At 63.9% G+C, this 26,320-nt stretch carries 26 protein-coding genes; 9 read left to right on the top strand and 17 right to left on the bottom strand.

Annotated features, from left to right (window positions below; genetic code table 11):
• Positions 1-49: 49 nt before the first annotated feature.
• Positions 50-832, bottom strand: coding sequence for a carboxymuconolactone decarboxylase family protein (locus tag QCE69_RS26910; protein ID WP_409021235.1), 783 nt, complete (start codon positions 830-832; stop codon positions 50-52).
• Positions 833-982: 150 nt separating this feature from the next.
• Here QCE69_RS26910 and QCE69_RS26915 point away from each other — a divergent pair, with 150 nt between their 5' ends.
• The 5 genes from QCE69_RS26915 to QCE69_RS26935 all read left to right on the top strand — a co-directional run bounded on the left by QCE69_RS26915 (position 983) and on the right by QCE69_RS26935 (position 8,105).
• Complete coding sequence (locus tag QCE69_RS26915) at positions 983-1,894, top strand: LysR family transcriptional regulator (RefSeq protein WP_169497449.1); 912 nt, start codon at positions 983-985, stop codon at positions 1,892-1,894.
• A gap of 175 nt (positions 1,895-2,069) precedes the next feature.
• Positions 2,070-3,080 (top strand): aldo/keto reductase, encoded by a 1,011-nt coding sequence (locus QCE69_RS26920; RefSeq protein ID WP_309933941.1) that lies wholly within the window; start codon positions 2,070-2,072, stop codon positions 3,078-3,080.
• Between the two features lie 124 nt (positions 3,081-3,204).
• A complete protein-coding gene (locus tag QCE69_RS26925) occupies positions 3,205-3,969 on the top strand; it encodes a glucose 1-dehydrogenase (protein ID WP_309933943.1) in 765 nt (254 codons plus the stop codon).
• Between the two features lie 50 nt (positions 3,970-4,019).
• Positions 4,020-5,009 carry an aldo/keto reductase gene (locus QCE69_RS26930; RefSeq protein WP_309924953.1) on the top strand — a complete coding sequence of 330 codons (990 nt, stop codon included), beginning with the start codon at positions 4,020-4,022 and terminating at the stop codon, positions 5,007-5,009.
• A gap of 666 nt (positions 5,010-5,675) precedes the next feature.
• Complete coding sequence (locus QCE69_RS26935) at positions 5,676-8,105, top strand: hypothetical protein (protein WP_309933945.1); 2,430 nt, start codon at positions 5,676-5,678, stop codon at positions 8,103-8,105.
• A gap of 14 nt (positions 8,106-8,119) precedes the next feature.
• On the opposite strand, the gene QCE69_RS26940 is transcribed toward QCE69_RS26935, so the two are convergent.
• From QCE69_RS26940 to QCE69_RS26990, 11 genes are all read right to left on the bottom strand, one after another.
• Positions 8,120-8,392 (bottom strand): DUF4148 domain-containing protein, encoded by a 273-nt coding sequence (locus QCE69_RS26940; protein WP_309924955.1) that lies wholly within the window; start codon positions 8,390-8,392, stop codon positions 8,120-8,122.
• 173 nt (positions 8,393-8,565) lie between these two features.
• The gene (locus QCE69_RS26945; RefSeq protein ID WP_309924956.1) at positions 8,566-9,705 is read right to left on the bottom strand and encodes a porin; all 1,140 of its coding nucleotides are present in this window, start codon (positions 9,703-9,705) and stop codon (positions 8,566-8,568) included.
• A 213-nt stretch (positions 9,706-9,918) separates the two neighbouring features.
• Positions 9,919-10,971 carry a phage tail sheath C-terminal domain-containing protein gene (locus QCE69_RS26950; RefSeq protein WP_309924958.1) on the bottom strand — a complete coding sequence of 351 codons (1,053 nt, stop codon included), beginning with the start codon at positions 10,969-10,971 and terminating at the stop codon, positions 9,919-9,921.
• A gap of 195 nt (positions 10,972-11,166) precedes the next feature.
• Positions 11,167-11,934: a glutaredoxin domain-containing protein gene (locus QCE69_RS26955; protein ID WP_309933947.1), complete on the bottom strand. Its 768-nt coding sequence runs from the start codon at positions 11,932-11,934 to the stop codon at positions 11,167-11,169.
• Positions 11,935-11,997: 63 nt separating this feature from the next.
• The gene (locus QCE69_RS26960) at positions 11,998-13,089 is read right to left on the bottom strand and encodes a TauD/TfdA family dioxygenase (RefSeq protein WP_309933949.1); all 1,092 of its coding nucleotides are present in this window, start codon (positions 13,087-13,089) and stop codon (positions 11,998-12,000) included.
• 33 nt (positions 13,090-13,122) lie between these two features.
• The gene (locus QCE69_RS26965) at positions 13,123-14,118 is read right to left on the bottom strand and encodes a DUF6282 family protein (RefSeq protein WP_309933951.1); all 996 of its coding nucleotides are present in this window, start codon (positions 14,116-14,118) and stop codon (positions 13,123-13,125) included.
• 33 nt (positions 14,119-14,151) lie between these two features.
• Entirely contained in the window at positions 14,152-15,048 is an 897-nt protein-coding gene (locus QCE69_RS26970) for an isocitrate lyase/phosphoenolpyruvate mutase family protein (RefSeq protein WP_309933953.1), read from the bottom strand.
• Entirely contained in the window at positions 15,045-15,884 is an 840-nt protein-coding gene (locus QCE69_RS26975; protein WP_309924966.1) for an ABC transporter permease, read from the bottom strand. The genes QCE69_RS26970 and QCE69_RS26975 overlap by 4 nt, the downstream gene beginning before the upstream one ends.
• A complete protein-coding gene (locus QCE69_RS26980) occupies positions 15,881-16,681 on the bottom strand; it encodes an ABC transporter ATP-binding protein (RefSeq protein WP_309933955.1) in 801 nt (266 codons plus the stop codon). Before QCE69_RS26980 ends, QCE69_RS26975 begins: the two co-directional genes overlap by 4 nt.
• 48 nt (positions 16,682-16,729) lie before the next feature.
• Positions 16,730-17,482: an ABC transporter permease gene (locus QCE69_RS26985; RefSeq protein WP_309924967.1), complete on the bottom strand. Its 753-nt coding sequence runs from the start codon at positions 17,480-17,482 to the stop codon at positions 16,730-16,732.
• Positions 17,479-18,438: an ABC transporter substrate-binding protein gene (locus tag QCE69_RS26990; protein ID WP_309924968.1), complete on the bottom strand. Its 960-nt coding sequence runs from the start codon at positions 18,436-18,438 to the stop codon at positions 17,479-17,481. Before QCE69_RS26990 ends, QCE69_RS26985 begins: the two co-directional genes overlap by 4 nt.
• A gap of 107 nt (positions 18,439-18,545) precedes the next feature.
• Here QCE69_RS26990 and QCE69_RS26995 point away from each other — a divergent pair, with 107 nt between their 5' ends.
• The 4 genes from QCE69_RS26995 (at position 18,546) to QCE69_RS27010 (ending at position 21,754) form a co-directional block, all read left to right on the top strand.
• Positions 18,546-19,274: a GntR family transcriptional regulator gene (locus QCE69_RS26995; RefSeq protein ID WP_309924969.1), complete on the top strand. Its 729-nt coding sequence runs from the start codon at positions 18,546-18,548 to the stop codon at positions 19,272-19,274.
• A gap of 68 nt (positions 19,275-19,342) precedes the next feature.
• Positions 19,343-20,737 (top strand): 3-isopropylmalate dehydratase large subunit, encoded by a 1,395-nt coding sequence (gene leuC / locus QCE69_RS27000; protein WP_309933957.1) that lies wholly within the window; start codon positions 19,343-19,345, stop codon positions 20,735-20,737.
• The gene (gene leuD, locus QCE69_RS27005; protein WP_309924971.1) at positions 20,734-21,345 is read left to right on the top strand and encodes a 3-isopropylmalate dehydratase small subunit; all 612 of its coding nucleotides are present in this window, start codon (positions 20,734-20,736) and stop codon (positions 21,343-21,345) included. The genes leuC and leuD overlap by 4 nt, the downstream gene beginning before the upstream one ends.
• A 22-nt stretch (positions 21,346-21,367) precedes the next feature.
• Positions 21,368-21,754: an ester cyclase gene (locus tag QCE69_RS27010; RefSeq protein WP_309924972.1), complete on the top strand. Its 387-nt coding sequence runs from the start codon at positions 21,368-21,370 to the stop codon at positions 21,752-21,754.
• 3 nt (positions 21,755-21,757) lie between these two features.
• Here QCE69_RS27010 and QCE69_RS27015 read toward each other — a convergent pair whose 3' ends face one another.
• From QCE69_RS27015 to QCE69_RS27035, 5 genes are all read right to left on the bottom strand, one after another.
• The gene (locus QCE69_RS27015) at positions 21,758-22,528 is read right to left on the bottom strand and encodes an ABC transporter ATP-binding protein (RefSeq protein ID WP_309924973.1); all 771 of its coding nucleotides are present in this window, start codon (positions 22,526-22,528) and stop codon (positions 21,758-21,760) included.
• Between the two features lie 11 nt (positions 22,529-22,539).
• On the bottom strand, positions 22,540-23,328 hold the full coding sequence (locus tag QCE69_RS27020) for an ABC transporter permease (RefSeq protein WP_309933959.1): 789 nt from the start codon (positions 23,326-23,328) through the stop codon (positions 22,540-22,542).
• A gap of 10 nt (positions 23,329-23,338) precedes the next feature.
• Positions 23,339-24,163, bottom strand: a complete 825-nt coding sequence (locus tag QCE69_RS27025) for an ABC transporter permease (protein WP_309933961.1) — start codon at positions 24,161-24,163, stop codon at positions 23,339-23,341.
• A gap of 22 nt (positions 24,164-24,185) precedes the next feature.
• Positions 24,186-25,211 carry an ABC transporter substrate-binding protein gene (locus QCE69_RS27030; RefSeq protein WP_409021241.1) on the bottom strand — a complete coding sequence of 342 codons (1,026 nt, stop codon included), beginning with the start codon at positions 25,209-25,211 and terminating at the stop codon, positions 24,186-24,188.
• A gap of 88 nt (positions 25,212-25,299) precedes the next feature.
• The gene (locus QCE69_RS27035) at positions 25,300-26,238 is read right to left on the bottom strand and encodes a TauD/TfdA family dioxygenase (RefSeq protein ID WP_309933967.1); all 939 of its coding nucleotides are present in this window, start codon (positions 26,236-26,238) and stop codon (positions 25,300-25,302) included.
• Between the last annotated feature and the right edge of the window lie 82 nt (positions 26,239-26,320).

Genomic DNA, 26,320 nt, shown 5'->3' on the forward strand with positions numbered 1-26,320 from the left:
GATCACCTCGGCATATCGGGCGATCGGTGCGGCACGCCGTGGCGGGACATCAACCCGGGCGGTGCGCAAGGACGTCCTTTACAACGGGCAGCGCTGTAAAGACATTGGGCCAACCGGCATAGAAGGCCAGTTGAGTCATCACTTCGGAAGCCTGTTCCGCGGTCAAGCCATTGTCCATCGCGCGGTTCAGGTGATAGGTGAGTTGCGCGACCTGTCCCGATGCGACCAGCGCGCTGACGGTGACAAGACTGCGATCCCGTGGTGCCAGACCGGGTCTTAACCACAAGTCATTGAACAGCGTGTCGCGGGTGAATTGAACGACCCCAGGCGACACCATCCCGAAGTTCTGTTGCACCGTGCTTTCTCGCTGCGCCTCTGCGGCTTTGTCGAGAGGAAGAAGCTCGACGGTCGAGCTTGGCAACTGTGCCGCAGTGATTCCCCGTCTCTCGAATACGGTACTCGTCACTCTCGCAGCAGCGGTGGCGTTGGCCCAACCGGAATAAAACGCGAGGTGAGTGATGATCTCCGAGATTTCACTGGGTTTGAGTCCGCTGTCGAGCGCGAGATCGAGATAGAACGGCAACTCGGTGCTCTGATTTCGGACAGTCAGCACGGAGAGCGTCACGACGCTTCGGTCTCGTGCAGACAGTTGCGGACGCTTCCACAGATCGCCCAGCAGCACTTCGTTCGTGTATTGCTCGAGCGCAGGCGACACTTTGCTCATCGCGGCGAAGGCGGGGGTGGAGGTCGAGGCATCCCGACTGGACATATCAGGTTTCCTTTCGAGTTGCGAGCAGGCAGCAGTGCCGAGCGCCAGGGACAGTATTGCCATCGCACATATCCTCATTGACTGGATCTCCGGTAGCCTGGCCCGCATTGAAGTCATTCGATCAGCGCATCGCGCTTTGGCTGAAATCTATCGCGACCCGCTGTCTGCGACTAGAGGCTAGAATCGGCAAACACCTATGAAGTGAGTTCATCAATGCGACGCGAAAGCTACAACGACCTACTTGCACTTATCGCCGTCGCGCGCGAGCGCAGCTTCACGCGTGCCGCCGCGCAGCTCGGTGTATCCCAATCCGCCCTGAGTCATACCATCCGGGCGCTCGAAGCGCGGCTCGGTATGCGGCTACTGACCCGCACGACGCGCAGCGTGGCACCAACTGAGGCTGGCGAGCGGCTCATCCGGACCGTCGCACCGCGTTTCGAAGAGATCGATTCAGAACTGGCGGCCGTGTCGGAGTTCCGCGACAAACCTGCGGGCACGATTCGCATTACCGCAACCGACCACGCGACAGAGACGATCCTGTGGCCCAGGCTGGCACCGGTCCTGCATGACTATCCGGACCTCAAGGTGGAAATCATCACCGACTATGGCCTCTCGGATATCGTGGCAGACCGCTTCGACATCGGGGTTCGACACGGCGATCAGGTCGCCAGGGACATGATCGCCGTTCGCCTCGCGCCGGCCATGCGCATGGCGATTGTCGGCACGCCGCAGTACCTGAAGACGCGCGCGTCGCCCAAAAAGCCCCAAGACCTCACCGCACACAACTGCATCAATCTTCGCTTACCGACTTTAGGTAGCTTCTACTCGTGGGAGTTGAAGAAAGGCCGTCGCGAGGTGCAGGTTCGCGTCGACGGCCAACTCGCTTTCAACGGCACCTACCAGATGCTGGCTGCGGCGTTGTCGGGCTATGGCCTCGCCTATGTTCCCGCGGACCTTGCCCAGCCGCACGTTGAAGCGGGGCGCCTCGTCAAAGTGCTGGATGACTGGTGTCCCACGTTCCCGGGCCTGCATGCGTGCTATGCAACCCGCCGCGAGTTCTCGCGCGCGATGACCGTCGTGATCGACGCGATCCGCTATCGCAAGGGTGATCCTGACCACGGGTAACGAAATTTATTCATGAATTCACTTCATGAGGTTTTGCCGTTTTACATGCTTTATCGCTAGAAACCCCTGCCCTATCATTTTCATACGGACGGCGCGAAACGCGCCAGTGAGCACGTCCCTTCACGATGTGCACGCAACGCTAACCGCAGGCACTGCCTGTATGGAGATGATGAGCATGCACTACCGACACCTAGGGCGAAGCGCCCTGAAAGTTTCGCCCCTGTGTCTGGGCACGATGATGTTCGGCGGCGAAACGGATGAAGCAGGCTCGCGCCGGATCATCGACAAGGCATACGATCAGGGAATCAATTTTCTGGACACTGCTGACGTCTATCACGTGGGTCGATCCGAGGAAATTGTTGGGCGCGCAATCGCGGAGCGGCGCAACGACTGGGTCGTGGCGACCAAGTTCGGGTATCCGGCTTCGGCGAACGCTCGCCCGAACGAGCAGGGGCAGTCGCGCAAATGGGTCTGCCAGACGGTCGACGCCAGCCTGAAGCGCCTGGGCACCGACTACATCGATGTTCTGTATTTTCATCGCTCCCTGGTCGAGGCGCCGCTCGAAGAAGGGGTTCGTGCCATCGGCGATCTGATCCGCCAGGGCAAGGTGCGTTACTTCGGTCTCTCCAACTTCCGTGCGTGGCGTGTCGCGGAAATCGTGCGCCTGGCCGATCAGATGGGCATCGATCGACCCGTGGCGATCGAGCCGGTCTACAACCTGGTCGACCGTACCGCCGAGCTAGAACTGATGCCTGCAGCCGGCCATTACGGCATCGGCGTCGTGCCCTACAGCCCGCTCGCGCGAGGCGTACTGACCGGCAAATACTCGCCCGATGGCGCCCCCCCGGCCGATTCGCGCGTTGCGCGTGGCGACAAACGCATCCAGCAGACCGAGTGGCGTCCTGAGTCGCTCGCCATCGCGCAAAACGTCGCGGCGCACGCCGCCGCGCGCGGCACCCATGCGATTGCGTTCGCGATCGCATGGGTGCTCCGGAACCAGCTGGTCAGCTCGGCAATCGCCGGGCCGCGCACGGAAGCGCACTGGGATAGCTACATGGACGCTTTGACGCTGCAACTGGGACCGGACGACGAGAAGTTTGTCGACAGTCTGGTTCCTCCCGGCCATGCATCGACACCAGGTTATACGGATCCCAACTATCCGGTTGAAGGCCGCCGCGTCGGTTGACCCGTCCGCGCGTGAATCGTCGCGAACGCGGCGAATGCCCAACACGTGCAGGTGCGAGTCAGGGTCGGCAGCGACTCACATCATTGTTGAAGCCCCGTATCCGTAGAGGTCGGAGGAAAACATCTTGAACATCACTTTTGAAAACAAGGTTGCACTCGTCACGGGTGCGGGCTCCGGGCTCGGTCTCGCGACCGCAAAGGCGTTCGCCTTGTCGGGAGCCGCGGTCGTGCTGGCAGACCGGAACCGCGACGCAGTGCAGTCTGCCGTCGATGCATTGAAGGAGCTAGGGGCAAGGGCCCTCGCCGTGCAGTGCGATGTATCCGACGACGTCCAGGTGGAAGCCATGGTCGCGCAGACCGTGTCGACGTTCGGTCGGCTCGATGTCGCTTATAACAACGCCGGGGTACAGAACATTCTCGCTGAAACGGCCGACTCTCCGCGCGACGATTACGACCGCGTGATGTCGATCAATCTGCGCGGCGTATGGAGCTCCATGAAGTTCGAGTTGCAGCAGATGCGAAAACAGGGGAATGGTGCAATCGTAAACTGCTCGTCGCTCGGCGGTCTTGTCGGCGGTGCGGAGCGAGGCGCCTACCACGCGGCGAAACATGGCGTGCTTGGGCTCACAAAGAGCGCGGCGCTCGAATATGCGGCGCAGGGTATCCGGGTCAATGCCATTTGCCCCGGGTTGATCTGGACTCCCATGGCGGACCAGATGGTCGCGGGTGGCCAGGGGGCGGCACTCGAAGCCATGACAGCCACCATTCCGATGGGCCGTCACGGACGTCCGGAGGAAATCGCCGATGCCGTTTTGTGGTTGTGTAGCGAAGCATCGAGCTATGTGACAGGTCAGTCCAATTCCATCGACGGCGGCTTCATCATGCGATAAGAAGTTCTGCGCTGAGAAACCCACGCCAGTTGGGTTGAAGGAGAGAAGAGATGGAAAAACGCAAGCTGGGCCAAGGCCTGGAAGTGTCGGCGCTGTCACTGGGCTGTATGGGCTATGGCGTCGCCAGAGACATCCCGGATCGCACTGAAATGATTGCGGTCATCCGGACAGCAATCGAACGCGGTGTCGACTTTTTCGATACCGCGGAGGTCTACGGGCCCTTCACCAACGAGGAGATGGTCGGAGAAGCAATTGCACCGCTAAGGGACAGGGTGAAGATTGCAACCAAGTTTGGCTGGGATGTCGATGTTGATACCGGCGTTCATCACGGTGGCGTCAACAGTAGGCCTGCACACATCCGGGCTGCAGTCGATGGCAGCCTGAAACGGCTCAATGTGGATTACATCGATCTTCTCTATCAGCACCGGGTGGACCCTGCAGTCCCGATGGAAGAGGTCGCGGGCACGGTCAAGGATCTTATCCGCCAGGGGAAGGTGCGATATTTCGGCTTGTCCGAAGCGGGCGTGACGTCGATCCGGCGTGCCCACGCGGAGCAGCCCGTTGCAGCACTTCAGAGCGAGTATTCGCTGTGGACCCGGGAGCCGGAAGCCGAGATTATTCCCGTGCTCGAAGAGCTTGGCATAGGCCTGGTACCGTTCAGTCCCTTGGGTAAGGGGTTTCTCACAGGAAAGATCACGGAGGCAACGCATCTTGGCAGTGACGACTTTCGCAGCAAGATTCCGCGATTTGTACCTGAGGCCCGAAAGGCCAACGCAGTTCTGATTGGATTGCTACGCAGTGTCTCGCAACGGCACGAGGCGACACCGGCACAGATCGCCCTTGCATGGCTCCTGGCGCAGAAGCCTTGGATCGTGCCACTGTTCGGCACGCGCAAGGTCGAGCGCCTCGACGAGAATCTCGGCGCGTTCAAGATAAAGCTGAGTGCGGCGGATCTGGACGAAATTCAATCTGTCGCGTCTGAAATCGAGGTTCAGGGCGCCCGATATCCCGAGGCGATGATGAGGCTGTCAGGTCTATAGCGCGCTGTTACCTGTTGGGAGTGTCGCCGCTGTCGCCGAGAGATGTCTGGTGTCTTTTGCACGCCGGAAAACAGCCGTTCACCTGCGGCAGTCGAATGTCGGATTGTGGCCGACTCTCGTCCGACACGCATGTAAAGTTCATACCGACTCTCCCGTCCAACTACAAGGAGGCCGACGCCCGTTTCGGTTGCTGGCAGTGTTCATGCCCCAGCTTGCGAGCGATTACAGTTCTCCCTGGGCATTCGCATCTGATACGGCGTAATCCACTCTGCTGCCCGCAGACCGAGCTACATTGGTGCCAAGATGCGACCGGGCATGACTCGGTTGACAGACCAGATTCTGTTTGCAGATCCCGATTTCCTCATACACACAGCCAGTACAGAAGTATTTGCATCGGGACGCACCGCGTTTGCGGACCAAAACCCATTAAATCAATTAGTTAGCCAAATCTCATAGAACAGTTTTGTTTTGCAACGAACCAGAATCCCTCGTCTGCACGAAAAATCCGCACGACCGGCCGTCAGACCCTGCAAGACACGGATGCCGCGCCATTTAAACGTCACATTGTTGACGCAACACCGACGCACCATGCTCACTGCACACATCGCTCGATACGGCGCCATCCCTTGTTCCGAGCCCCGGCGTCATTGACCTGTGGAGACGACCATGAATGGCAAGCCGGCCCAGCCCCCGTTGCAAGGCGCCCCGCGGACCTTTCCGCCGCGGCGCGATTTCTCGTCGCTCTCCGTACTCGATCTCCTGGAAGCCCGGGAAGCCCAGCACGTGCAGTTGTCGAATCTCGACAACGTCGTGGCCACGGCGATCGGCCGGTATCTCATTCATGAAGACGACTGGTACGCCGTCCATTCGCCGGAAGAACCCCGCCCCGCCGATGTCGCGAAAGCATCGACGCCGCGCACGCTGGATAACGGCGTCGTGCGCGCGTGGTCGTGGCCTTGCGTGCTCGTCTTCGTGCGCGAGTGGGTCGAGTCCGAGCGCCTGGGCGGCAATGTCGTTCCTCGCGCGCTGTATCTGAGCGACGGACGCGTCGTCCCGACATGCGTCGTCCTCGCTCCCGCCGATGAAGAGGCCGGACCGCCCTCCCCCGGCCCGTCCCAGGTGAGCCCGATGGTCGGCGGCGGTTATGCCTGCCTGCGAACCGATCAAGGCATCGAACGCATGGGCACGTTCGGATGCATCGTGAACAAGGACGGATCGTTCTACGCCTTGACGAGCCGGCATGTCGCCGGCGAGCCAGGACAGCCCGTGAGCGCTTACGTCGGCGATTCCACCCGGGAAGTCGGCGACGCCGTGAACCTCGGCCTCAGCAAACTCGCCTTTTCCGAAGCCTTCCCGGAGTTCCCGGTCCTGAAGGGCATGCTCAATTTCGATGTCGGCCTGGTTCGCATCAGCGATGTCTCGAACTGGACCTCGCAGGTCTTCGGCATCGGCGAAGTGGGCGAGAGCTATCAGGCGACGGCGGCGTCATTGACGCTCGACCTGATCGGCGCGCCGTTGCGCGCGTTCGGCGGCACGTCCGGCGTGATGGAGGGCGAGATCAAGGCGCTGTTCTTCCAGCCGCGCGGAACGGGAAGCATCGAGTATTCGACGGATGTGCTGATTGGTGCCCGCAAGCAAACCGGAACGCGGACGCGCCCTCAGGAACCGCCCTTCACCCGGCCTGGAGACTCGGGAACGTTGTGGTTCTACGATCCGCCCGGGACACCTCGCGAAACTCATCCCGATCAGCTCGTGCATGAGCAGGCGCCGGAACGCGGCGCCCTCGCACGGCGGCTGCGCCCGGTCGCGGTCCAATGGGGCGGGCAACGCTTCCGGCTCCCCGACGGCAAGGCCAGCGCCTTCGCGCTGGGCAGCTTCCTGTCCACCGTCTTGCGCGTGCTGGACCTGGAGCTCGAGCACGAATGGAGCACCGGTCACGACGAATACTGGGGCAAGCTCGGTCACTTCGCCATCGGCTGGAAGGCCTGCGAACTGCTGCAAGGCAAGCTCTCGACACTCATGCTGGCGAACCAGGCGCGGATCGGCTTCGATGACGCGACATTGGGACAAGGCAAGGCATTCAAGATGGGCAGCAATGCCTTCGTGCCGCTCGCCGATGTCCCCGACTACGTCTGGGTGCATGCTCGTCCAAACGAGCCGATACAGCATTTCGCGGACATCGACATCGTCGATATCGACGGCGGCAAGAGCATGCTGGACCGTTGTCATCAGGACAAGCGCAATTGTTCCGCGACGCAGTGGAAGGCGTATTTCGACGGCTTCGCCAAGGCAGGCACGGGGCCGGAAGAAGGTGCGCTGCCCTTTCGCGTGTGGCAGATCTGGGAGGCGATGGTGGCCTATCTCGAAGACGGCGACGTGCTGCGCTTCGTCGCCGCCGCCGGGATACTGGCGCACTACGTGGGCGATGCGTCCCAGCCGCTTCACTGCTCGTGGCTGCATCACGGCACACCGCCGCTCGTCGAACATGATGGCCGGCAATATCCCGTCCCGCGCAGCTCTGCCGCATTCAAGACCTTCTCCGGCAGCGCTGCCGCGAAGATTCACAGCATCTACGAGGAAGGCATGCTCGAAGTGGACCCGGTGGCGATGCTGGAAGGGGTCAACAAGGCCATTGCCGGCAGCGAGGCCGATGCAGGCGCGGCGGCCACCGGTCATGACGCCGCAAGCGCAACACTGGATCTGATGTACGCGGTCCACCAGCGCCTGAGCCCGCAACGCATCATCGATGCCGATGACCCGGCGCTCAATGTGCCGCAGCGGCAAAAGCGCCTGTGGGCGAACGATCCGATCCGGAAAGCCACGATCGCGTCGCTCGCCGACAGCGTCAAACTGCTCGCTTCACTGTGGGCGTCGGCGTGGGCGGCGGGTTCCGGCGATGCATTGGCGAAGAACAAGTTGATCGCGTTCTCCGAGTCCGAGCTCGCCGACATCTACCGGCACGACGAGAGCCTGATCCCCAGCCTCTCGCTGGATGAGATGGCGTCCAGCGGCAAGTTCGAACCCCCGGCGGCCACCGAACCCCATGGCGACGGCGCGCTTCCTGTGAAAACGCCGCCAAGAAAGAAGCGCGCCTGATGCTGCTCGCTCGCTCAACGGGCGATGGCACCCGCCTGCGACACACCGTTCCAGTCGGCTCCATACCCGCCGACGGCAGCCTGATGAGCCGCCTTGTGGAATTCCGCGGCCTGCATCTCGCCTTCGGGGAAATAGGCCCAGGCAGTCGGGCTATAGCCGGCTTTCTCGGCCTGGACCAGGTCGGCGCGCACTTGCGCGCGGGTGAGCGGCTGTGAATTTGCCTGCGCGAAGGTGATGGCCGGAGCGGCAACGGCCAGCGCAATGACGGCCCTGATGAGCGATTTCATGGCAAACCCCTGTGTTGCGGCGCGCTGCGCCCACGGTGTACTCGACTCGTGGCAAAAGCTTAGCAGCGCGCCGGGACAGGGTAAATGCCGGAGCGGTCAACCGCATCGGGAAGTCAGCGCGGCGTCATTCGATCGAACGTTCATGAACAGCTTCGTGACAGCACCGCGAGGCTTCAGAAGGTATGCCGGATACCCGCGATGATCGAGATCTGGCCGCCGCCGGCCGGCGGACTGGCCGTGGGCGACAAGGTGGTCGCCGCGAGTGCGAGGGTGCCCGAGTTGTTGATGTGCTCGCCGGTCAGATAGACCAGGGTCCGCTTGGACAACAGGTACTCGCCGCGCAGCACTTCGACGAGCGCCTTGTTGGGCGACTGATCGTATCTGAGCTGGGCCACCATGCCGTCGATATGAAAGAACGGATTCACCGGCACGGTGCCCGACACCCAGAACAGATTGCTTCGGGGCGTCGCGATGCCGTCATCGAGGCGCCGTATCCAGCCGACGCCCAGCTTGGTGCCGTGGAACTTGACGTAGCCGCCCAGCGTGATGCGGGCATCGGCCTTGTCGGGCGAGGTGAGACCGCCCCACGTCGCCGCCGTGCCGCCGTAGTTACGCTCGTAGGAGGTGGCCACGCCCCACGTGTGCGCGTCGTACTTGAGCAGCGCCGACCATTCCCGGCACTGGTTCGACGGCGTGGTCTGCCCGGGACAATTCGTGGCGACCGAACTGTTGCCCGCCACGGCGTCGCGGCCGAAGCTGTAGTTCACGCCGCCTTCGAAGTCGCCGAGGAAGTAGCGATAGCTCACCGAGTTGTCGGCCCGCGCGTTGGCAATGCCGTTGTCCAGCGTCGTGATGCCTTGCGCACCCGTGCCGAACGGGTTGATGAACGACACGCCATAGAAACGCATCGTGTACTGGCGGCCGAAGGTGAGCCGCCCGTATTTCCCGTCGATGCCCACATACGATTGACGCCCGAACAGGCGGCCGCCCTGCCGCGAGGCGCCGTTGGTCGGCTGGAAACCGCCTTGCAGGTCGAAGATGGCGCGAATGCCGCCACCGAGATCCTCGACCCCGCGAATGCCGAAGTAGGAGGTCGCGGTGCCGTCGCCGGTGCGCCAGCTGTTGGTGGTGGCGTTCTTGCCTTTCGCCACGTTGTTGACGAACTCCACGCCCTGATCGATCAGGCCATAGATGGTGACGGAGCTTCCGCCCAAGGGCAGCGGTGCGCCCGAAGTCGGGACTTCGGCATTCGCCCATGTGGGAGCGATGCTCATGCATGCTGCGCAGGCCCACGCTGCGGTCGGGTAATTCATGATCGACGCTGTCTCCTTGACGGGATCCGTGCTTGACCTCGCCGGCGCGACAGCAATCGCCTTCAGGTATGGATCACGTTCTTTTCATGTGTGTTTGTAACGCACTGAAATTCTGCCAGCGGGAGACGACGTCGAGATTGAATAAAACTGCGTGTCGATTGAAGGAATGGTTAAGGCGTGGGTCCGTCCGGAAGGCGCCGCTTCATGAGGCGTTCAAGCGGCTTCCACGGTCTGCGTGAATTGCAGGACGATGAACTCGGCAGGCCGCGTCGCCGCCAGACCGATCTTGACGATCATCTTGCCTTGAGCGATGTCGTCGGCCGACATGGTGATGTCCTTGCCGATCTGCACGAAGTACGCTTCGTCGTCGGATTGGCCGGCCAGTGCGCCCTGCTTCCACAACTGATGCAGATAGCTGTTGATGGCGGATCGCACCTTCTCCCACGTCAACGGCGTGTTCGGTTCGAAGACCATTTCCTTCATGGCGTTGTCGACATCGCGTTCGACGCTGTTGAACAGACGGCGTACCGGGATGTAGCGCCAGTTGTCGCTGTCCTCCAACGTACGAGCGCCCCAGACTACCGGAGCGTTATCGTTGAACGAGCGGATCATGTTGATCGCGCGGCCGCTGGTGTACTGCGCCTGGAGGTCGTCCGTCACTGTGTAAAGCGGTGTATAGCCAGCAGGCAAGGGCATGTTGGCCGGCGCCTTCCAGACCCCTCGCTGGCGATCGTTCCTGCAGTAGAGGCCGGCCATGACGGCGCTGGGAGGGATGTCCGCTGTACTCCAGTTCGTCTTGAGGAAAGGATAGTAAACCGCCCCGCAAGGATTCGATGGATAGCCGTCGGTGGCATTGGCGCCCGTTATTTCGTCCTTGGGTCCATCCAGAATCTTGAAAAGCGAAACCGGCAGGTGGTCGAGGTGGAATCGCATGTCCTCCATCTTTTCGCCATTCGCAACCACCAGCGTAACGACCGACTCAAGCGCCTTGGCTGCGGTGACCAAATCATAGTAGTTCACCGCATAACAAGGCCCGCCGCCTGATTCGAAATAGGCCCTCAGACCCGCGAACTTTGCATTATTCAGGTCGACGTTGTCGGACTGGTACAAGGTCACGTCAAGCCAGTTATTGAAGCGAATTGGCGCCTTCGAGAAATAGGCGCTCATGCATATCAACGGCACCGCCGTCGAGAGCGTGTTGACCGTTGCAGCAAATGAAGCGTTTTCCTGCACGTAGACACCGGGGTAACTCGTCACGACGGTCATGGGATCGATCTCCGCCTAAAGTGGTGACATTCATTATGCGAAGATCCGCGGACAACTCCTAACCAGCAGCACAAAATCACGCTTTTGCGCAGAGTCTTGATTCTCCTTCCGATTCCGAATCTTTCTCAAGACAATGCCGGAAGATTTCAACCAAAGCAGTGATGCTCTGCATGCCACTACTCAGGCAGCACGCCCTCACCCCCACACTTCCTCCGGCAGCGGCAACCCTTCGAGATCCCCCGCGCTCAACGGCCCATCCGGCGTCACGCCCTGCGTCTCCAGCATCAGCATGATCTGCCGCGTGTGCTGCGTGGCGTGCCACGCCGTGCGTTCCAGCACTTCGTGGAAGGGTCGCGTGCCGTAGTAGGTCTGCACCGTGTAGTTCACCCCGGGGTCCGCTTCAGCGGCCCACCATGCATCGAAGCGGCGATGCACGTCGTCGCCCCAGCGGCGGATGTCGTCGGCCGTCCAGGTCTCGGGCGGTATCTCGTCGAAACTCTCGAAGCGCAGCAACATGCCCTGCGACGCTTCCATGCCCATCTCGGCGATGCGATACACGTGATAGCACAACTGCGCCGGCGTGCGACGCCGGTCGCGAAACGGTTCGTGCAAATGCTCAGGCGCGAACTGGACCACGTAACGCGACACGGCGCTCATCACCGTGTCGAGCCGTTGCACCAGCATGCGCGGCGGCAAGGGCTCCGCGAGCGTCGTGCGCAGGTCGAGAAACTTCACCACGTCCTTGAGCGACTGCGCGAACGTATAGCGCGCGCCGATCGACACCACCGGCACGCTGCGCACGCCCAGCGCGAACAACTCGGCCTGCGCCTCGGGATCGTTATGCACGTCGCGCGATTCGAACTCGACGCCCTGCTGGGTCAGGAACTCCTTCGTGCGCAGGCACGACGAGCAGCCCGGCTGCCAGAAGACCTTGATGCGCGCACTCGTCGCGATATCGTTCATGAGTCTCCTCCGTTGCGTTGCAATGCATCGCGCGAGATCAAGCCACTCAACCACGCACCCGCGCTAGTCGTAAATGCGCATCGCCATCTCGTGATGCGCGGCGATGCGCGCCTCGAACGCGCGCGTCGCCTCCGTGATGTTCACGCCGCGAAAACCGCCGCGCACCGCCTTGCTCGCCACGTCCTTGTAGGTCGGCAGGAGGCCCGGAGCGAGCGGCTGCGCATCCGGGATCGCCAGCCATAGACGATACAGCAGACGGCGCCGCCCCGGTTCCGGCCAGTCTTCGTAGCTGGTGCGCGAATGCAGTTGCGTATGGTTGTTGAGGAACTGCATGTCGCCCGGCTCGAGATGCATCGAGAAGCGCACGTCCTCGCGCGCGAGGATTTCGTCGAAGAGATCGAGCGCCTCGATTTGTGCCTGCGTCAGGCGCGGCAAGTCGGGAAAGCCGTCCTGCGCGCCCTTGATATGGTTGCGCACATGACGGCACGCAAAGTGCCCTTCCGTCACCGAGAACACCGGCGACTCGTACCACAGCCCTTCCTCCGGCGCCTGCTCGCCCTGCCGGCTGAAGATGAACGGCTCGTACAGCACCGCGACGAGATCGGGACGTTGCTGAAGCATCACGTTATGGGCATGCACCGAACTCGCGATCAGGCTCTCGCCGCCGCGCTTTGCCGCATTCACGCACATGAGCCCGACGATGTCCGCATTGTCCGCATGGAAGTCGAGCTTCGAGTTCGTGTTGTAGCCGCGGCCCGTGGTGCTGCGGTAGGTGCCGCCGGCATCGGTGACGTCGGACATGAACTGGCTCTGCTTGCCCTGCGGACGCGGCACGCCCATGTGCAGGCCGAGCCCCCAGAACAGCAGGCGCAGATGCGCCGGCTCATGACGCGCCACCGGAAAGCCGCGCAATACCATCACACCGAGTCCCTGCTGGGTCTCGTCATGCACGACAGCGAGCGCGGCGCGCCCGGCGGCGCCGAGCGGAAAGTCTTCCACGCCCAGATCGAACAGATCCTTGCCCGATGCCACCGCCGTGCGCATCGCCGTTTCGAAATCGGCGATGGCGTCGTCCGACAAACGATGAAACCACGCCTCGGTCTGCGCGAGGTCCGGTCCTTTCCAGCCCGCGCGGCTTGCAACCTGCTGAATCATGAAGCTCGTCTCCTTTTATCGGTCCAGGTTCGCTCAAATCGCAAGCTGTGCCGCACGGTACGCGTCCTGTTCGGCGTCGAGCTTCGCGAGCCGGTCCGCATCCATGCCGAGCATGCGCGCCGGATTCTCGCGCACCATCTTGCGCACCGCCGTCTCGGACATGCCCAGTGCGAGGAACGTGCCGATCAGCATGCGCATGGTCTCCGGACCCGGCGGCGACCATTCGAAGAAGTAGTCCGTCGTCAGGATGACCTTGTCCTCGCCGATATCGCCCACCACATCGGCGAAGTCCTTCGGCTTCATGCGCATCAGCGGCGGCAGGCAGCCGAGCGCGCAGAACTCGCACACCGCGCCGAGCGCGCACATGTCGCGGATTTCCTGGCGGTTCGCGCCCACCGAGTTGCTGTCCGGATGCGAGAAGATCACTTCGTTGATGCCGTAGTCCTTCGCTTCCAAAGCGAGCGCGATCGACTCCGTCGGCGAAACGTGTCCCGTGCAGATGGTCATGCCGTACTGGCGCGCGCAGTCGAGACACTCGCGGGTTTCCTGCAGCAGCTTGCCGTTGGAACGCGTCAGGCGGATGCCCTTGCCCGGCCGCAACGTGCCTTCCGCGCGGTCGAGGAAATGCCGCAGATGCCGGCTCATGCCGCCGCGCTCGATGTCATGCTCGGCGCTCCAGGTCGGCATGAACACGACCTTGGCGCCCTGCTTCGCCGCGCTTTCGATCGCCAGCGGATTGAGCCCGCCCACCGCGTAATTCAGCGTGATGCTCGGGAAGATCTCGATGCCCGGCACCAGGTTGCTCAGGTGATACGCGCGGCCCACGGTCGGGAACATGTGCGACTTCAACACGATGCCGAGCATGCCGGCATTGCGTGCGATCGACATCTCGTCGATGTCTTCCAGACGCGTCTTCGCCTCGAAGCTGATCTCCGGGAAGCCGTGATGATGCAGGTCGATGGCGCCCTTCAGGATGCGGTCAGTGGCGGTGGCGCCGCCCGGCGGATACGGATAGTAGTTCGATGTCATGCGTGGGGTCTCCAGTATCGTTCGCTACGTGCGTTACGCGAGACGCTTCTTCACGTCCGCGAGAATGTGGGCCTCGAACTCGCGCATCGTCTCGATGCCGAGCGCGCTGTTGGTCTGCGCGAGGCTCGCCATGCGATCGACCCATGCGCGCGAGTCGCCGCTTTGCTTGAGATCGGCAAGAAAGTCCTCGACGATGCGCACGGTCAGGCGCACCGTGCTGCTCGGGAACAGCGCGATGGCAAAGCCAAGCTCCTGCAGTTCCGCCGCGGAAAGCAGCGGCGTCAGCCCTGATTCCGACATGTTCGCGACCAGCGGCCCGCCCGCCAGTTCGCGTCCGATGATCTCGAGTTCCTCGAGCGACTGCGGTCCGTCGACGAACACGACATCCGCGCCCGCATCGCGGAACATGCGGCAGCGTTCGAGCGCTTCGTCCAGCCCGTGCGGACCGCGTGCATCGGTGCGCGCGATGATCACGGTGCCGGGATCGTTGCGTGCTTCGAGCGCGGCGCGCAGCTTGCGCAACGCCACCTCGCGCGACTCGACGATCTTCGCGTCCATGTGGCCGCAGCGCTTCGGCCAGGCCTGATCCTCGATCTGGATCGCGGCCACGCCCAGGCGCTCCATGCCCTGCACGGTGCGGATCATGTTGGTGACGTCGCCGTAGCCGGTGTCGCAATCGACGATCAGCGGCACGTCGGCGACGCGCGTCGTGGCGAGCACGGCGTTCTCGATCTCGCCGTACGCAACCAGCCCGATGTCCGGCACGCCGTAGCGCGAAGCCGCCGTGGCATAGCCGCTGAGATACGCGGCTTCGAAACCCGCGCGCGCGATCATGCGGATTTCCAGCGGCGAGCCGCCGCCCGGCACCACGACGATGTCCTTCCGTTGCAGGCGTTCGCGCAACACGCTGGCATGCGATGCAGATTTCATGACTTGTTTTCAGGTTGGGGATAGCGCCGCGACGCGATCCGTTGCAGGAAATTGACGAGCTGATCGAGGGCCACAGCGAGCACCAGCACGAGCAGCACGCCGAAATAGACGTTGGGGGTATTGAAGAGCGTGCGGTTCTGCGTGATGACGAAGCCGATGCCCGAGGTCGCGGCCATCATCTCCGCGACCACCACGCCGATGGCCGTCATCGCGCTGCCGAGACGCATGCCCGACAGCACCGAAGGCACCGCGGCGGGCAGCATCACGTGCCGCACCAGCTGCATGCGGCGCGCGCCCATGCTGCGCGCCGCCACGAGCAGTTGCCGGTCCACCGTGCGCACGCCGGCGGCGGTGGCGAGCAGCATCGGAAAGAAGCCGTAGACCGCGCCGAACACGATCTTCGATTCCATGCCGATGCCGATCCACGCCGTCAGCAGCGGATAGAGGATCACGAGCGGCACCGCATACAACGACGACGCCAGCGGCAACAGCGTGTCGCGCAGCGCGGCCACGCTGCCGAGCAAGAGCCCGCACGCGCCGCCCACCACGAACACGATGGCCAGCGCGGCCGCCATCTCGGCCACCGTGGACGCGAGGTTCATTGCGAACATCGGCCCGTTGTCGAAACCGGCCACGAGGGTCGACGACAGTGGCGCGAGCATCACTTCGGGCACCCAGCCGAGACGCGGCGCCAGTTCCCAGAAGGCGAGCAGCAACACGATGCAGACGAGCCGCAGCGCCGCTGCACTCAACGCGGGACGGCGCGGCGCGCGTTCGGCTGCTGCTTCTGCGGCGGCGGGCGCGTGCTTCGTGCGGACCAGGGGCTGCGAGATCATGCGTGCTCCACGGTACGGATGAGTTCCCAGATCTCGTCGCGCAGTTCGCCGAAACGCGCGGTCGCCATCGTCTTGAAGGTGCGCGGACGCGGCAGGTCGATCTGGATGCGCTTGATGACGCGCCCCGGACGCGCCGCCATGACCACGACTTCATCGCACAGATAGACCGCTTCCGTGAGGCTGTGCGTGACGAATACCACGGTCTTGCGATGCTGCTCCCAGATGGACAGCAGTTCGTCGCCGAGCGAGAGGCGCGTCTGTTCATCGAGGGCGGCGAACGGTTCGTCCATCAGCAGCACGCGCGGGTTCTGGCAGAAGCCGCGCGCAATCGCCACGCGCTGCTTCATGCCCCCGGACAGTTCGTGCGGACGGCGGTCGAGGAAGTCCTTCAGCCCGACGCGCGCCAGCATCTCGCGCGCGAGCGGCCGGCGCGTCGCCACGTCGATGCCGCGCAGTTCCAGCGGAAACTCCACGTTCTCCAGCGCGGTCTTCCACGGCAGCAGGCTCGACTCCTGGAACACGACGCCGATTTCCTCCGGCTCCGGCTGCGTGATGCGCCGCTCGCCCACGCGGATGCAGCCCGCGCTCGGCGCGAGCAGGCCGGCCATCATCATCAGCAGCGAGGACTTGCCGCAGCCGCTGGGACCGACCAGGCCGATGAACTTGCCGTTGTCAATGCTGAACGACACGTCGTCGAGCGCGTGGACCGGCCCGCTCTTCGATTGATAGGTTTGCGACACGCCGTCGATGTGCAGCGCGGCGGTCTCGTTGCGAGAGAGTGCGTTCGTTGTGCTCATGCGAATTGTGTGTGGTCGTGGGGTTGTGCGGATTTCCTGAGCCGCGCGTCAGCCGCGCCAGGCGCCGACCCGATGCTCGTACCAGCGCAGTGCTTCGTTCACCATGATCGACACGAGGCTCGCGAGGACGATGCCCGCCAGCAGGCTGACGATGTCGAAGTTCATGCCCCAGTTGGCGATCAGGTAGCCCAGCCCGGCGCGCGACACGTACATCTCCGCGAACAGCACGCCGGTGATGTTGAAGATCATGCCGAGGCGCAGGCCTTCGAGAATCACCGGGAGCATCGCGGGCAGATACACATGGCGATAGATCTGCGCACGCGTCGCGCCGAACGAACGGGCCGTGCGCACGTAGTCCACCGGCACGCTCTGCGCCGCCGCGATGGCCGCGACCACCAGCACGAAGATCGCCTGGAACATGCCGAACGCCACCTTCTGCGAGAAGCCCATGCCGAGCGCGAGAATGAAGACCGGCAGGAACACCGACTTCGGCACGCTCGACATGAAGTAGAACAGCGGCCGGAAGGCCGCGCCCCAGTACGCGTTCTCGCCGAGGAACAGGCCCAGCGCGATGCCCACCGGCGTGACCAGCACCACCGCCAGCATCACCTCGCCGAGCGTCACGCCGAGGTGATGCAGCGATTGCGCATCGCCGAGCAGATGGATCATGCGCGCGAAGACTTCGGCGGGCCCGGGAAGCAGCATCGGATCGACGAAGCGGCCCGCCACCGTCAAATGCCACGCGAGCACGAAGCCCGCGATGATCGCCGCCTGCGTGAGACGTCGTGCCCAGGGGCTCATGGCGTCACCGTCTTCACCGGCACGAAGCGCGTGGTGAACAGGTCCTTCGCGGGCGGCGTGTCGTTCATGCCGGCGAGCTTCGCGAGCTTGAGCGATTCCTCGACCCATTCGGCCTTGATCGAACCGTCAGGCGAGAGGCCCTTGATGGTGTTGTCGTATTCCAGCTTGGCGATTTCCGGCGGCAGGCCGGTCTGCTTCTGGATGAACGCAATCGTCCACTCGGGGTGCGCCTGCATGTAGACCACCGCGCTGTACAGCGCGATCAGCGTCTTCTTCACGCCGTCGGGATTCTTCGCGAGGATGTCGTCGGAGGCCATCCACACGTCGGGCACGTTGGCCGGCATGGCCTTGCCGAAATCGACCAGACTGCGGCCCGTGCCCGCCTGCAACACCTTGTAGCTGAGCGGCGGATACGCGACGATCGCATCCACGTTGCCCGACAGCAGGTTCGGCACCATGCCCGGACCGCCCACCGGAATGCGGTTCACCGGCGCGCCCGCTTCGTTGGCCGCCCACAGTCCGAAGAAGTCGGTCGTCGAGCCGGTGGCCGAGATGCCCACCTTCTTGCCCGCGAGATCCTTGACGGTCTTGAGCGGCGAATCCTTCTTGACGATCACGTCCCAGCCGCGCGGCGTCAGCGAATCCGCACCGACGATGGTCGCCTTCACGCCGCGCTTCTTCGCCAGCGCGAGGCCCGGCGGAAAGAAATTGACGATATCCACTTCGTTGGCGGCCAGCGCCTCCATGCAGGCCGCGCCGCCGGGAAAGCCGGTGAACTGCGTCTGCACGCCGACCTTGTCGAACAGCTTGAGCTCCTGGGCGGCCATCACGGGCAGCACCGGCCCGTAATTGCTCGTCCCGCCGATACGCACCACGTCCGCCGCATACGCGCCCGCCGCGCACATCCACCCCGATACCGCCAGCGCCACCGCGCCCAAGCGCATCAAACCCTTCATGTTGTCTCCGAATTTGTAGTGTTGTGGATCAAAGTGTCGAACACTTTTGTTTGAATTAAATGTTAAAACGTATGGCGCGTCAACGGAAACTGTTGGACAATCCGCTCATGGACTTCCCTCATATCCCCCTTCCCGCCGCTGCCGAAGCCGACATCGAAAGTGCCGGCCGCTCGGGCGAAACCGTCGAGCGCATCGCGGCCGAACTGAAAAGCCGCATCCTCGAAGGCCGGCTCGTGCCGGGCCAGCGGCTGATTTCACGCGACATCGTCGAGCAGCTCGGCATCAGCCGTGGTTCGCTGCGTGAAGCGTTCCGCCGGCTGGAAGCGGACGGTCTGATCGATGTCGTGCCGAATCGCGGCGCGGTGGTGCGCAGTCTGTCGGCGGCGGAAGTAGCGCACGTCTATCAGATTCGCGAGGCGCTGGAAGGCTATGCGGCCCGCGTGGCGGCGCAGAACATCGATGTCGGCGACAACCGCGCGCGCCTGGTCGCGGTGCTGGAGCAGGGCCGCGTGCACAACGACCGGCCGGACTTCCAGCGTTTCATCGTCGACAACCGGGCGTTCCATCAGGAAATCGTGCACATGTGCGGCAATCCGCAACTGGGCGAACTGATCGACAAATATCAGCTGCCGGTTTTCATGATCCAGTTGCGCCAGCAGATCGGCAGCGCGCAGATGATGAAGAACGCGCTCGCGGAACATGAGGACATCGCCGAGGGCATCCTCGCGGGCAATGCGGACATGGCCTATCAGGCCATGAAGCGCCATCTCTGGCATTCCGCCGACCTGATCCTGCAACTGCCCGCGCTCGCGGGCCTGGGTGCGCCGCTGAGCTGAGATCGCAGTCTGAAGGAGGAGGAGACAACCATGACATCCCACATAACAACTCATCAGGATGGCGAAGAATGAGCGCGCAAACGATGTTCGACAAGGTCTGGAATGCGCACGTCGTCGAGGAATTGAGCGACGGCACCACAGTCCTGCATATCGATCGCCATCTGCTGCATGAACTGACCGCCGTCGAAGCGATCCGCGTACTGGAGCGGCGCGGGCTCGGCGTGCGCGACGCGAAGCTGACCTTCGCGACGCCGGATCACGTGATATCGAGCGCGCCGGGACGCCGTGCCGGCGACCAGCCGTGGGCCACCGAAATGGTCGAGGCGTTCCGCGAGCAGACACAGCGTTTGAAGATCGAGCGCTTCGATCTGGACGACGCGCGCCAGGGCATCGTCCACGTCATTGCGCCGGAACAAGGCTTGACGTTGCCCGGCACCACGCTCGTCTGCGGCGACAGCCATACCTGCACGCATGGCGCATTTGGTGCGATGGGCTGGGGCATCGGCTTGTCGGAACAGGTGCAGGTGCTGGCGAGCCAGACCTTGCGCCAGCGCAAGCCCGCACGCATGCGCGTCACGCTGCGCGGCAGGCCCGCACGGCGCGCGACGGCCAAGGACGTCATCCTGCATGTGATCGGCAAGCTGGGCGTGGCGGGCGCGGTGGGTCACGCGCTCGAATTCGCCGGCGACGCAGTGCGCGGCTTCGACATGGAAGCGCGCATGACGCTCTGCAATCTCGCGATTGAAATGGGCGCGCGTCTCGGCATGATCGCGCCCGACGACGTCACCTTCGACTATCTGCGCGGCCGTCCCTTCGCGCCGCAGGGCGATGCATTCGACACCGCCGTCGCCGCCTGGCGTCAACTGGCAACCGACGCCGACGCGATCTTCGACAAGGACGTGGACGTCGATATCGAAGGCATCGATGCGCAGATCACCTGGGGCACGACGCCCGAGCAGGTGGTGTGCATCGACGGCTATGTGCCCGATCCCGCCGCCGAACCGAACCCGCAACGGCGCGCGCAATCGGAAGCCGCGCTTGGCTACATGAAGCTCAAGCCCTTGCAGCGCATGGAGGGCACGCGTATCGACCGGGTGTTCATCGGCTCGTGTGCGAACAGCCGCATCTCCGATCTGCGCGCCGCTGCGCAAGTGGTGCGCGGTGCGCGCGTGGCGAAGCACGTGAACGCGTGGGTCGTGCCGGGTTCGCTGCCGGTGCGCGAACAGGCCGAACGCGAGGGACTCGACCAGATTTTCCGCGACGCGGGCTTCGAATGGCGCGAGCCGGGCTGCTCGATGTGCGTCGGCGCCAACGGCGATCTCGGCGCCAGCGGCGAACGCTGCGTGTCCACGTCGAACCGCAACTTCGTCGGACGGCAGGGACCGGGCGTGATGACCCATCTCGCCAACCCGGCCACCGCCGCCGCTTCGGCGCTTGCAGGCGAAATCCAGGGAGCCGCATGAAAGCCTTCGACGTGTGCACGGGACATGCCGCGGTGATCGACCGCGATGATGTCGATACGGACCTGATCGTGCGGATCGAGCGCATCTCGCAACTGAAGCGCGGCGAGTTCCAGCCTTGGGCGTTCGAGACGCTGCGCTATCGGCCGGACGGCACCGAGAACCCGGATTTCGTGCTGAACCAGCCGCCGTTTCGCGAGGCGCGCATTGTCGTGACCGGCAAGAATTTCGGCTGCGGCAGTTCGCGCGAAATGGCCGTGTGGGCGCTCGACGAGTTCGGCATACGCTGCGTGATCGCGTCGAGCTACGGCGACATCTTCTACAACAACTGCTTCCAGAACGGCGTGCTGCCCGTGCGGCTCGCGCCCGAAGAGATTGCCACGATCATGCCGGTCGCGGCGCGCGGCGAGTTGCTGACGGTGGATCTGCAAGCCTGTCAGGTGCGTGTTCCGGGGCTCGAACCGTTTTCGTTCAGCCTGCCCGAATCGCAGCGCGTCGCGTTGCTGAACGGCCAGGACGATGTCGATCAGGCCGTGGCGCGGGAAACGCGCGTCGCCGAGTTTCAACGCGCCGACCGCGCGCGGCGTCCATGGGTTTATGCTTCGGCGTGATCCTCACGCACACACCGACACCATGACACCGGACGAACTCTCGGCACTCTATCGCGCGTATATCGACTGTCTGAATGCACAGGACTGGGACCATCTCGGCAACTTCGTCGATCAAACCGCACAACACAACGGCCGTGCGTTCGGCCTGGCGGGTTATCGGCGGATGCTGGAGCAGGACTTCCGCGATATTCCCGACCTGCGCTTCAACATCGAGTTGCTGGTGGCGGAACCGCCGCGCATCGCCAGCCGTCTGCGCTTCGACTGTTCGCCGCGAGCGGACTTCATGGGCCTGAAGTTCGACGGCCGCCGCGTGACGTTCTGCGAGAACGTCTTCTATACGTTCCGCGACGGCAAGATTGCCGAGGTCTGGTCGGTGATCGACAAGGCCGCGATCGAAGCGCAGCTTTAGGCTCTAGACGCCATCCGTGAAGAACCGGCCGACGATCTCGTCGCGCAGCCTGCCGACGCCCTGATCGCCCGGCTTGCGCGGCCTCGGCAGCGTGACATCGATCACGTCGCCGATGCGTCCCGGCCGCGCCTCCATCACGACGATACGGTCCGACAGCAGCACGGCTTCTTCGACATCGTGCGTCACCAGAACCATCGTGATACGTTCACGCGCCCAGATGCGCTGCAATTCGGCTTGCAGACGCGAACGCGTGAGCGCGTCGAGCGCGCCGAAGGGTTCGTCGAGCAACAGCAAGCGCGGCCGGTTGACGAGCCCGCGCGCAATCGCCACACGCTGCGCCATGCCGCCCGACAACTGATGCGGATAGTGCCGCTCAAATCCTTCGAGTCCGACGAGCGCGACATGCTCCGCAACCGCACGCGCCTTCTCCACCCGTGTAAGGGGTGCATTGCGCAGCGCTACCGCCACGTTCTGCGCGACATTCAGCCAGGGAAACAGCCGATGATCCTGGAACACGATGCCGCGTGACAGATCCGTCGTGACGACGCGTTCTCCGTCAAACTCGATTTCGCCGTCATGCGCGGGATCGAGCCCGGCGATGAGGCGCAGCAGCGTCGACTTTCCGCAGCCGCTGGCGCCGACGATGCTCACGAACTCGCCGCTCGCAATCGACAGCTCGATGCGATCCAGCACCGGCGGCGCGGTGTCGTCGTTGAAGCGCTTGCTCACGTGCCGCAGCGTCAGGCCGCTTTCCTGTTCGATCAGGCTTGCCATGTTCATTCTCCTCAAACCGCACGCGCCGCGCCGAACCAGCGGCGCTGCACGCCGCGCGCAAGGGCGTTCAACGCCCATCCCGTGATTCCCACCACGATCACGCCGAACACGACGAGATCCATGCGGAACTGTTCGCTGCCGTCCACGAGCAGATTGCCGATGCCGCTGCCCGCCACGAGCAGATATTCCGCGCCGAGCGTCGCGAGCCACGAATAGATGAGCGCGAGATAGACGCCCGTGAAAATGGACGGCAAGGCGGCGGGCAGCACGACGAACGCCAGCGTCTGCAATCGGTTATAGCGATAGGCGCGCGCCACGTCGAGATACATTGGAGACACGGCGCGAATGCCGTCGCTGGTGTGCACGACGACCGGCACCAGCGCCGCCAGCGAGAGGAACACGACCTTCGCGACATCGCCGAGTCCGAACCATACGGAGATCAACGGAATCCACGCGAACAGCGAGACCTGCTTGAACGTGTTGAAGCTCGGCGCGATGGCGCGATTCGCCAGCTTCGACACACCGAGCAGCGCGCCGAGCACGAGTCCGAGCGTCGCGCCGATGGCGAAGCCCGTCAGTTCGCGCGCCAGCGAGGCCGAGAGCGCACGCATCAGTGCGCCGCTGCGGGTTTGCTCGACGGCCGTCTGCCACACGCGCGCCGGCGAGACCAGGATGCCGTGATCGGCCTGTGCGTGACGCGCGAGCCACCACCACAGCGCGAGTCCCGCGAACGGCAGCACGGCGCCGCGCCATGAGCCCTTGACCGCACTCGGTTCCTGTTCCAGTTCCAGCGTGGACATGTTCTTCTCCTCAGTGGGCGCGGCCGCGCTGGAGCCTGCGCTCGAACGCAGTGAGCAGCCGGTCCGCCGCATAGCCGATCGCGCCGACGATCAGCACCGAAGCCAGCACGAGATCGAGCTGAAACAGTTGCCGTCCATAGACGATCAGATAGCCGAGCCCTTCCGACGACGCGACGAGTTCCACCACCACCAGCGTCAGCCATGCCTTCGTGAACGCGAGCCGCACGCCGGTGCCGATCACCGGAATCGCGGCGGGCAGCGTGACGCGCGCAATCACTTGCCAGCGCGTATAGCGATACGCCGCGGCCACTTCTCGCAAGCCGCGCGGCGTGTTGCGAAAGCCTTGCAGCGTGGAGAGCGTGACCGGCACGAGCGCCGCGTGGCCGATCAACAGATACTTCAACGGCTCGCCGATGCCGACGACGATCATCAGGAACGGCAGCCAGCCGAGCACCGGCACCTGCACGATGGCGTTGAAGCTCGGCAGCACCCACGCTTCGAGCGTGCGCGACAGACCGAGCGCGCCGCCCAGCAGCACGCCGAGCACGACGCCGCCGCCGAAGCCGACTGCCGCGCGCGTCATGCTCGCGGACAGATGCATCCACAACTCGCCGCTCTTCACCAGCGCGGCCAGCGTGTCGAAGACGAGCGCGGGCGGCGGCAGCACTTGCGCCGAGATCCATCCGTAGTGCGACCCGAGCACCCACAGCAGCGCGCAACTCGCGGGCAGAAGCCAGGGCAACGCGGTCCAGCCGGCGGCACGCAGCGCGTCGATCGAAAGCGTCCGGTGCGCGCGCAGAGCGGGCAGCGCGACACGGGTCAGGGTACGGGCCATATTGACTGGTCTCCTCGAAGCATCAAGCGGTGGGTTTGCCTGCCGCATCGAAACGCGGCCAGTACCCTTCGAGCTTCAGCGACTTCAACGCCTGGTCGAGATACTTCGGCTCGAACCAGCCATTCACGCTCACGGGCTGACGGATCAGGTTGAGGCGCAGCGCATCGTCGGCGACGGACTGGTAGCGCGCGACCAGGAACGGATCGATCAGCGGCGACATGCGGTCCTTCAACGGCTGCTTCGCGTACTCCGCCTGCCATGATTCGGTCGGCACGCCGCTCTTCGCCCACAGCGTGAAGAGCGCATCGCGGTTGGCCTCGTCGGATGACCATTGCGCCGCCTGCACGACCGCCGTCACCACTTTCTGCACGATCTCGGGGTGCTTCTGCTCGTAGTCGTCGAGTACCAGCAAGTGCGCCTGCCGCGTGAGCTGCACGCCGTCATCGCGCGATGCGTAGACGATCTTCGCCAGCCCCTGGCGCTGCAGCTTGAACAGCGAGTAGTCGAGAAACACCGCATCGACGCCCTTCGACGCCAGCGCCGCCTGTGCGGCAGCCGTGTCGAGATTGATGACGCGCAGATCGCGTTCGCTCAGGCCGTTTTCCTTGAGGACGTTGTCGGCCACGAGTTGCAGATTGGTCCCGCGAAACAGGCCGACGCGCTTGCCTTTCAGGTCCTTCACGCTCTTGATGCCGGAATCCGGCGGCACGGCCAGATACACGCCCGTGCGCACGTTCGACGCCACCAGCAGATGCGTCTTCAAGCCGTTCGCGCGGCCCAGCACTGAAGGCAGATCGCCTTGATAAGCGAAGTCGATCTGCTGGTTCGCGAGCGCCTCGTTGACGGCCGGCCCCGCGCCCTTGAAGAACAGCCATTGAACCTTGGCCTGCCCGGACAACGCATCTTCCACGCGATGCTGCAACTGCGCGGTCGCGGCCGGTGAACCGCCGAACGTGGGTGGATCGCCGCTGCCCTGTTGCGCCACGCCGATGCGGACCACGGCGGGATCGGCGGCTTGCGCAGAACCGTTGAACACGGCGAACAGCATCGCCGTGAAGGCGACAAACTTGAATCGTGAGGTCATCTTGCTCAGGCTGAAGAAGGGTTGACGCGGCGATGGCGCGAGGCGAAGCGCGTCAGGCGGCGCGCGTTTCCTGCTTGACGATGCGGCTGCGGCGTCCGTCGATGCCCACGGGCACGTCGCCATGAACCGTCGCGCGGCGCACGACGCGATGCGCGTCGCCATAGTCCGCCACCGCGTAATGTTGGGTCGCGCGGTTGTCCCAGATCGCGACATCGCCTTGCGTCCAGCGCCAGCGGACGGTGTTCTCCAGACGCGTGACGTGATCGTGAAAGAGTTCGGCCAGCCGGTCCGAATCGCGCTGCGACAAGCCGATGAAGCGCTGCACGAAGTGACCCAGCACAAGCGTGCGTTCGCCTGTCTCCGGATGCACGCGCACGACCGGATGCTCGGTCTCATAGAGCGTCGAGGTGAACTGCCTGCGATACGCGCGCTCGGAATCGGTGTCGGGCACGTTGCGTGTCGCGGCGTAGTCATAGGCGTTGGAATGCAGCGCCCATAATGCGTCGGCGAGCGCGCGCAGCGGTGGCGGCAGGTTGTCGTAGGCGGCCGCCGTGTTGGCCCAGACCGTGTCGCCGCCGGCGGGCGGAATCACCACGCCGCGCAGGATGGAGATCTTCGGATAGGCATCGACGAAGGTCACGTCGGTATGCCAGGAGTTCGCGCGCGTCCCGTGTTTCGAATCGAGCTCGAGCAAGCGGCTGCTGCCCGCGCGCGAAGGCACCGTCGGATGCGCCACCGTCTCGCCGAAGCGCGCGGCGAAGGCTTCCTGCGCGGCGTCGTCGAGATGCGACTGGCCGCGGAAGAACAGCACCTTGTGTCGTAGCAGCGCCTGGTTGATGGCGCCGATGGCGGCATCGTCGAGGTCGGCGGACAGCGTCACGCCGCGCACTTCAGCACCGATGCGTCCGCCTATGGGACGCACCTGGAACGGTTCATTCGACGTGACGGGTTCGCGCGCGGCCTCGGCGGCGAGTGTGGGGCTCGTGGACATCGGGACACTCCGTTGGGTTGCGTTTGTCGGATGCAGCCGCGTTCAGCGCGACGGAATCATTGAAGCATCGACAGCACATTCG

Source organism: Caballeronia sp. LZ032, from assembly GCF_031451315.1.
In the GTDB taxonomy this organism is placed as follows: domain Bacteria; phylum Pseudomonadota; class Gammaproteobacteria; order Burkholderiales; family Burkholderiaceae; genus Caballeronia.

Bases quoted from the DNA above. Each gene is read 5' to 3' on its own strand.
- QCE69_RS26960 (WP_309933949.1), bottom strand. From the start codon at position 13,089: ATGATTCAGCAGGTTGCAAGCCGCGCGGGCTGGAAAGGACCGGACCTC.
- QCE69_RS26920 (WP_309933941.1), top strand. From the start codon at position 2,070: ATGCACTACCGACACCTAGGGCGAAGCGCCCTGAAAGTTTCGCCCCTG.
- QCE69_RS26950 (WP_309924958.1), bottom strand. From the start codon at position 10,971: ATGACCGTCGTGACGAGTTACCCCGGTGTCTACGTGCAGGAAAACGCT.
- leuD (WP_309924971.1), top strand. From the start codon at position 20,734: ATGAAAGCCTTCGACGTGTGCACGGGACATGCCGCGGTGATCGACCGC.
- QCE69_RS26965 (WP_309933951.1), bottom strand. From the start codon at position 14,118: ATGACATCGAACTACTATCCGTATCCGCCGGGCGGCGCCACCGCCACT.
- leuC (WP_309933957.1), top strand. From the start codon at position 19,343: ATGAGCGCGCAAACGATGTTCGACAAGGTCTGGAATGCGCACGTCGTC.
- QCE69_RS26995 (WP_309924969.1), top strand. From the start codon at position 18,546: ATGGACTTCCCTCATATCCCCCTTCCCGCCGCTGCCGAAGCCGACATC.
- QCE69_RS27030 (WP_409021241.1), bottom strand. From the start codon at position 25,211: ATGCTGTTCGCCGTGTTCAACGGTTCTGCGCAAGCCGCCGATCCCGCC.
- QCE69_RS26980 (WP_309933955.1), bottom strand. From the start codon at position 16,681: ATGAGCACAACGAACGCACTCTCTCGCAACGAGACCGCCGCGCTGCAC.
- QCE69_RS27020 (WP_309933959.1), bottom strand. From the start codon at position 23,328: ATGTCCACGCTGGAACTGGAACAGGAACCGAGTGCGGTCAAGGGCTCA.
- QCE69_RS26935 (WP_309933945.1), top strand. From the start codon at position 5,676: ATGAATGGCAAGCCGGCCCAGCCCCCGTTGCAAGGCGCCCCGCGGACC.
- QCE69_RS26990 (WP_309924968.1), bottom strand. From the start codon at position 18,438: ATGAAGGGTTTGATGCGCTTGGGCGCGGTGGCGCTGGCGGTATCGGGG.
- QCE69_RS26910 (WP_409021235.1), bottom strand. From the start codon at position 832: ATGGCAATACTGTCCCTGGCGCTCGGCACTGCTGCCTGCTCGCAACTC.
- QCE69_RS27025 (WP_309933961.1), bottom strand. From the start codon at position 24,163: ATGGCCCGTACCCTGACCCGTGTCGCGCTGCCCGCTCTGCGCGCGCAC.
- QCE69_RS26985 (WP_309924967.1), bottom strand. From the start codon at position 17,482: ATGAGCCCCTGGGCACGACGTCTCACGCAGGCGGCGATCATCGCGGGC.
- QCE69_RS26930 (WP_309924953.1), top strand. From the start codon at position 4,020: ATGGAAAAACGCAAGCTGGGCCAAGGCCTGGAAGTGTCGGCGCTGTCA.
- QCE69_RS26970 (WP_309933953.1), bottom strand. From the start codon at position 15,048: ATGAAATCTGCATCGCATGCCAGCGTGTTGCGCGAACGCCTGCAACGG.
- QCE69_RS27015 (WP_309924973.1), bottom strand. From the start codon at position 22,528: ATGGCAAGCCTGATCGAACAGGAAAGCGGCCTGACGCTGCGGCACGTG.
- QCE69_RS27035 (WP_309933967.1), bottom strand. From the start codon at position 26,238: ATGTCCACGAGCCCCACACTCGCCGCCGAGGCCGCGCGCGAACCCGTC.
- QCE69_RS26955 (WP_309933947.1), bottom strand. From the start codon at position 11,934: ATGAACGATATCGCGACGAGTGCGCGCATCAAGGTCTTCTGGCAGCCG.
- QCE69_RS26975 (WP_309924966.1), bottom strand. From the start codon at position 15,884: ATGATCTCGCAGCCCCTGGTCCGCACGAAGCACGCGCCCGCCGCCGCA.
- QCE69_RS26945 (WP_309924956.1), bottom strand. From the start codon at position 9,705: ATGAATTACCCGACCGCAGCGTGGGCCTGCGCAGCATGCATGAGCATC.
- QCE69_RS26940 (WP_309924955.1), bottom strand. From the start codon at position 8,392: ATGAAATCGCTCATCAGGGCCGTCATTGCGCTGGCCGTTGCCGCTCCG.
- QCE69_RS26915 (WP_169497449.1), top strand. From the start codon at position 983: ATGCGACGCGAAAGCTACAACGACCTACTTGCACTTATCGCCGTCGCG.
- QCE69_RS27010 (WP_309924972.1), top strand. From the start codon at position 21,368: ATGACACCGGACGAACTCTCGGCACTCTATCGCGCGTATATCGACTGT.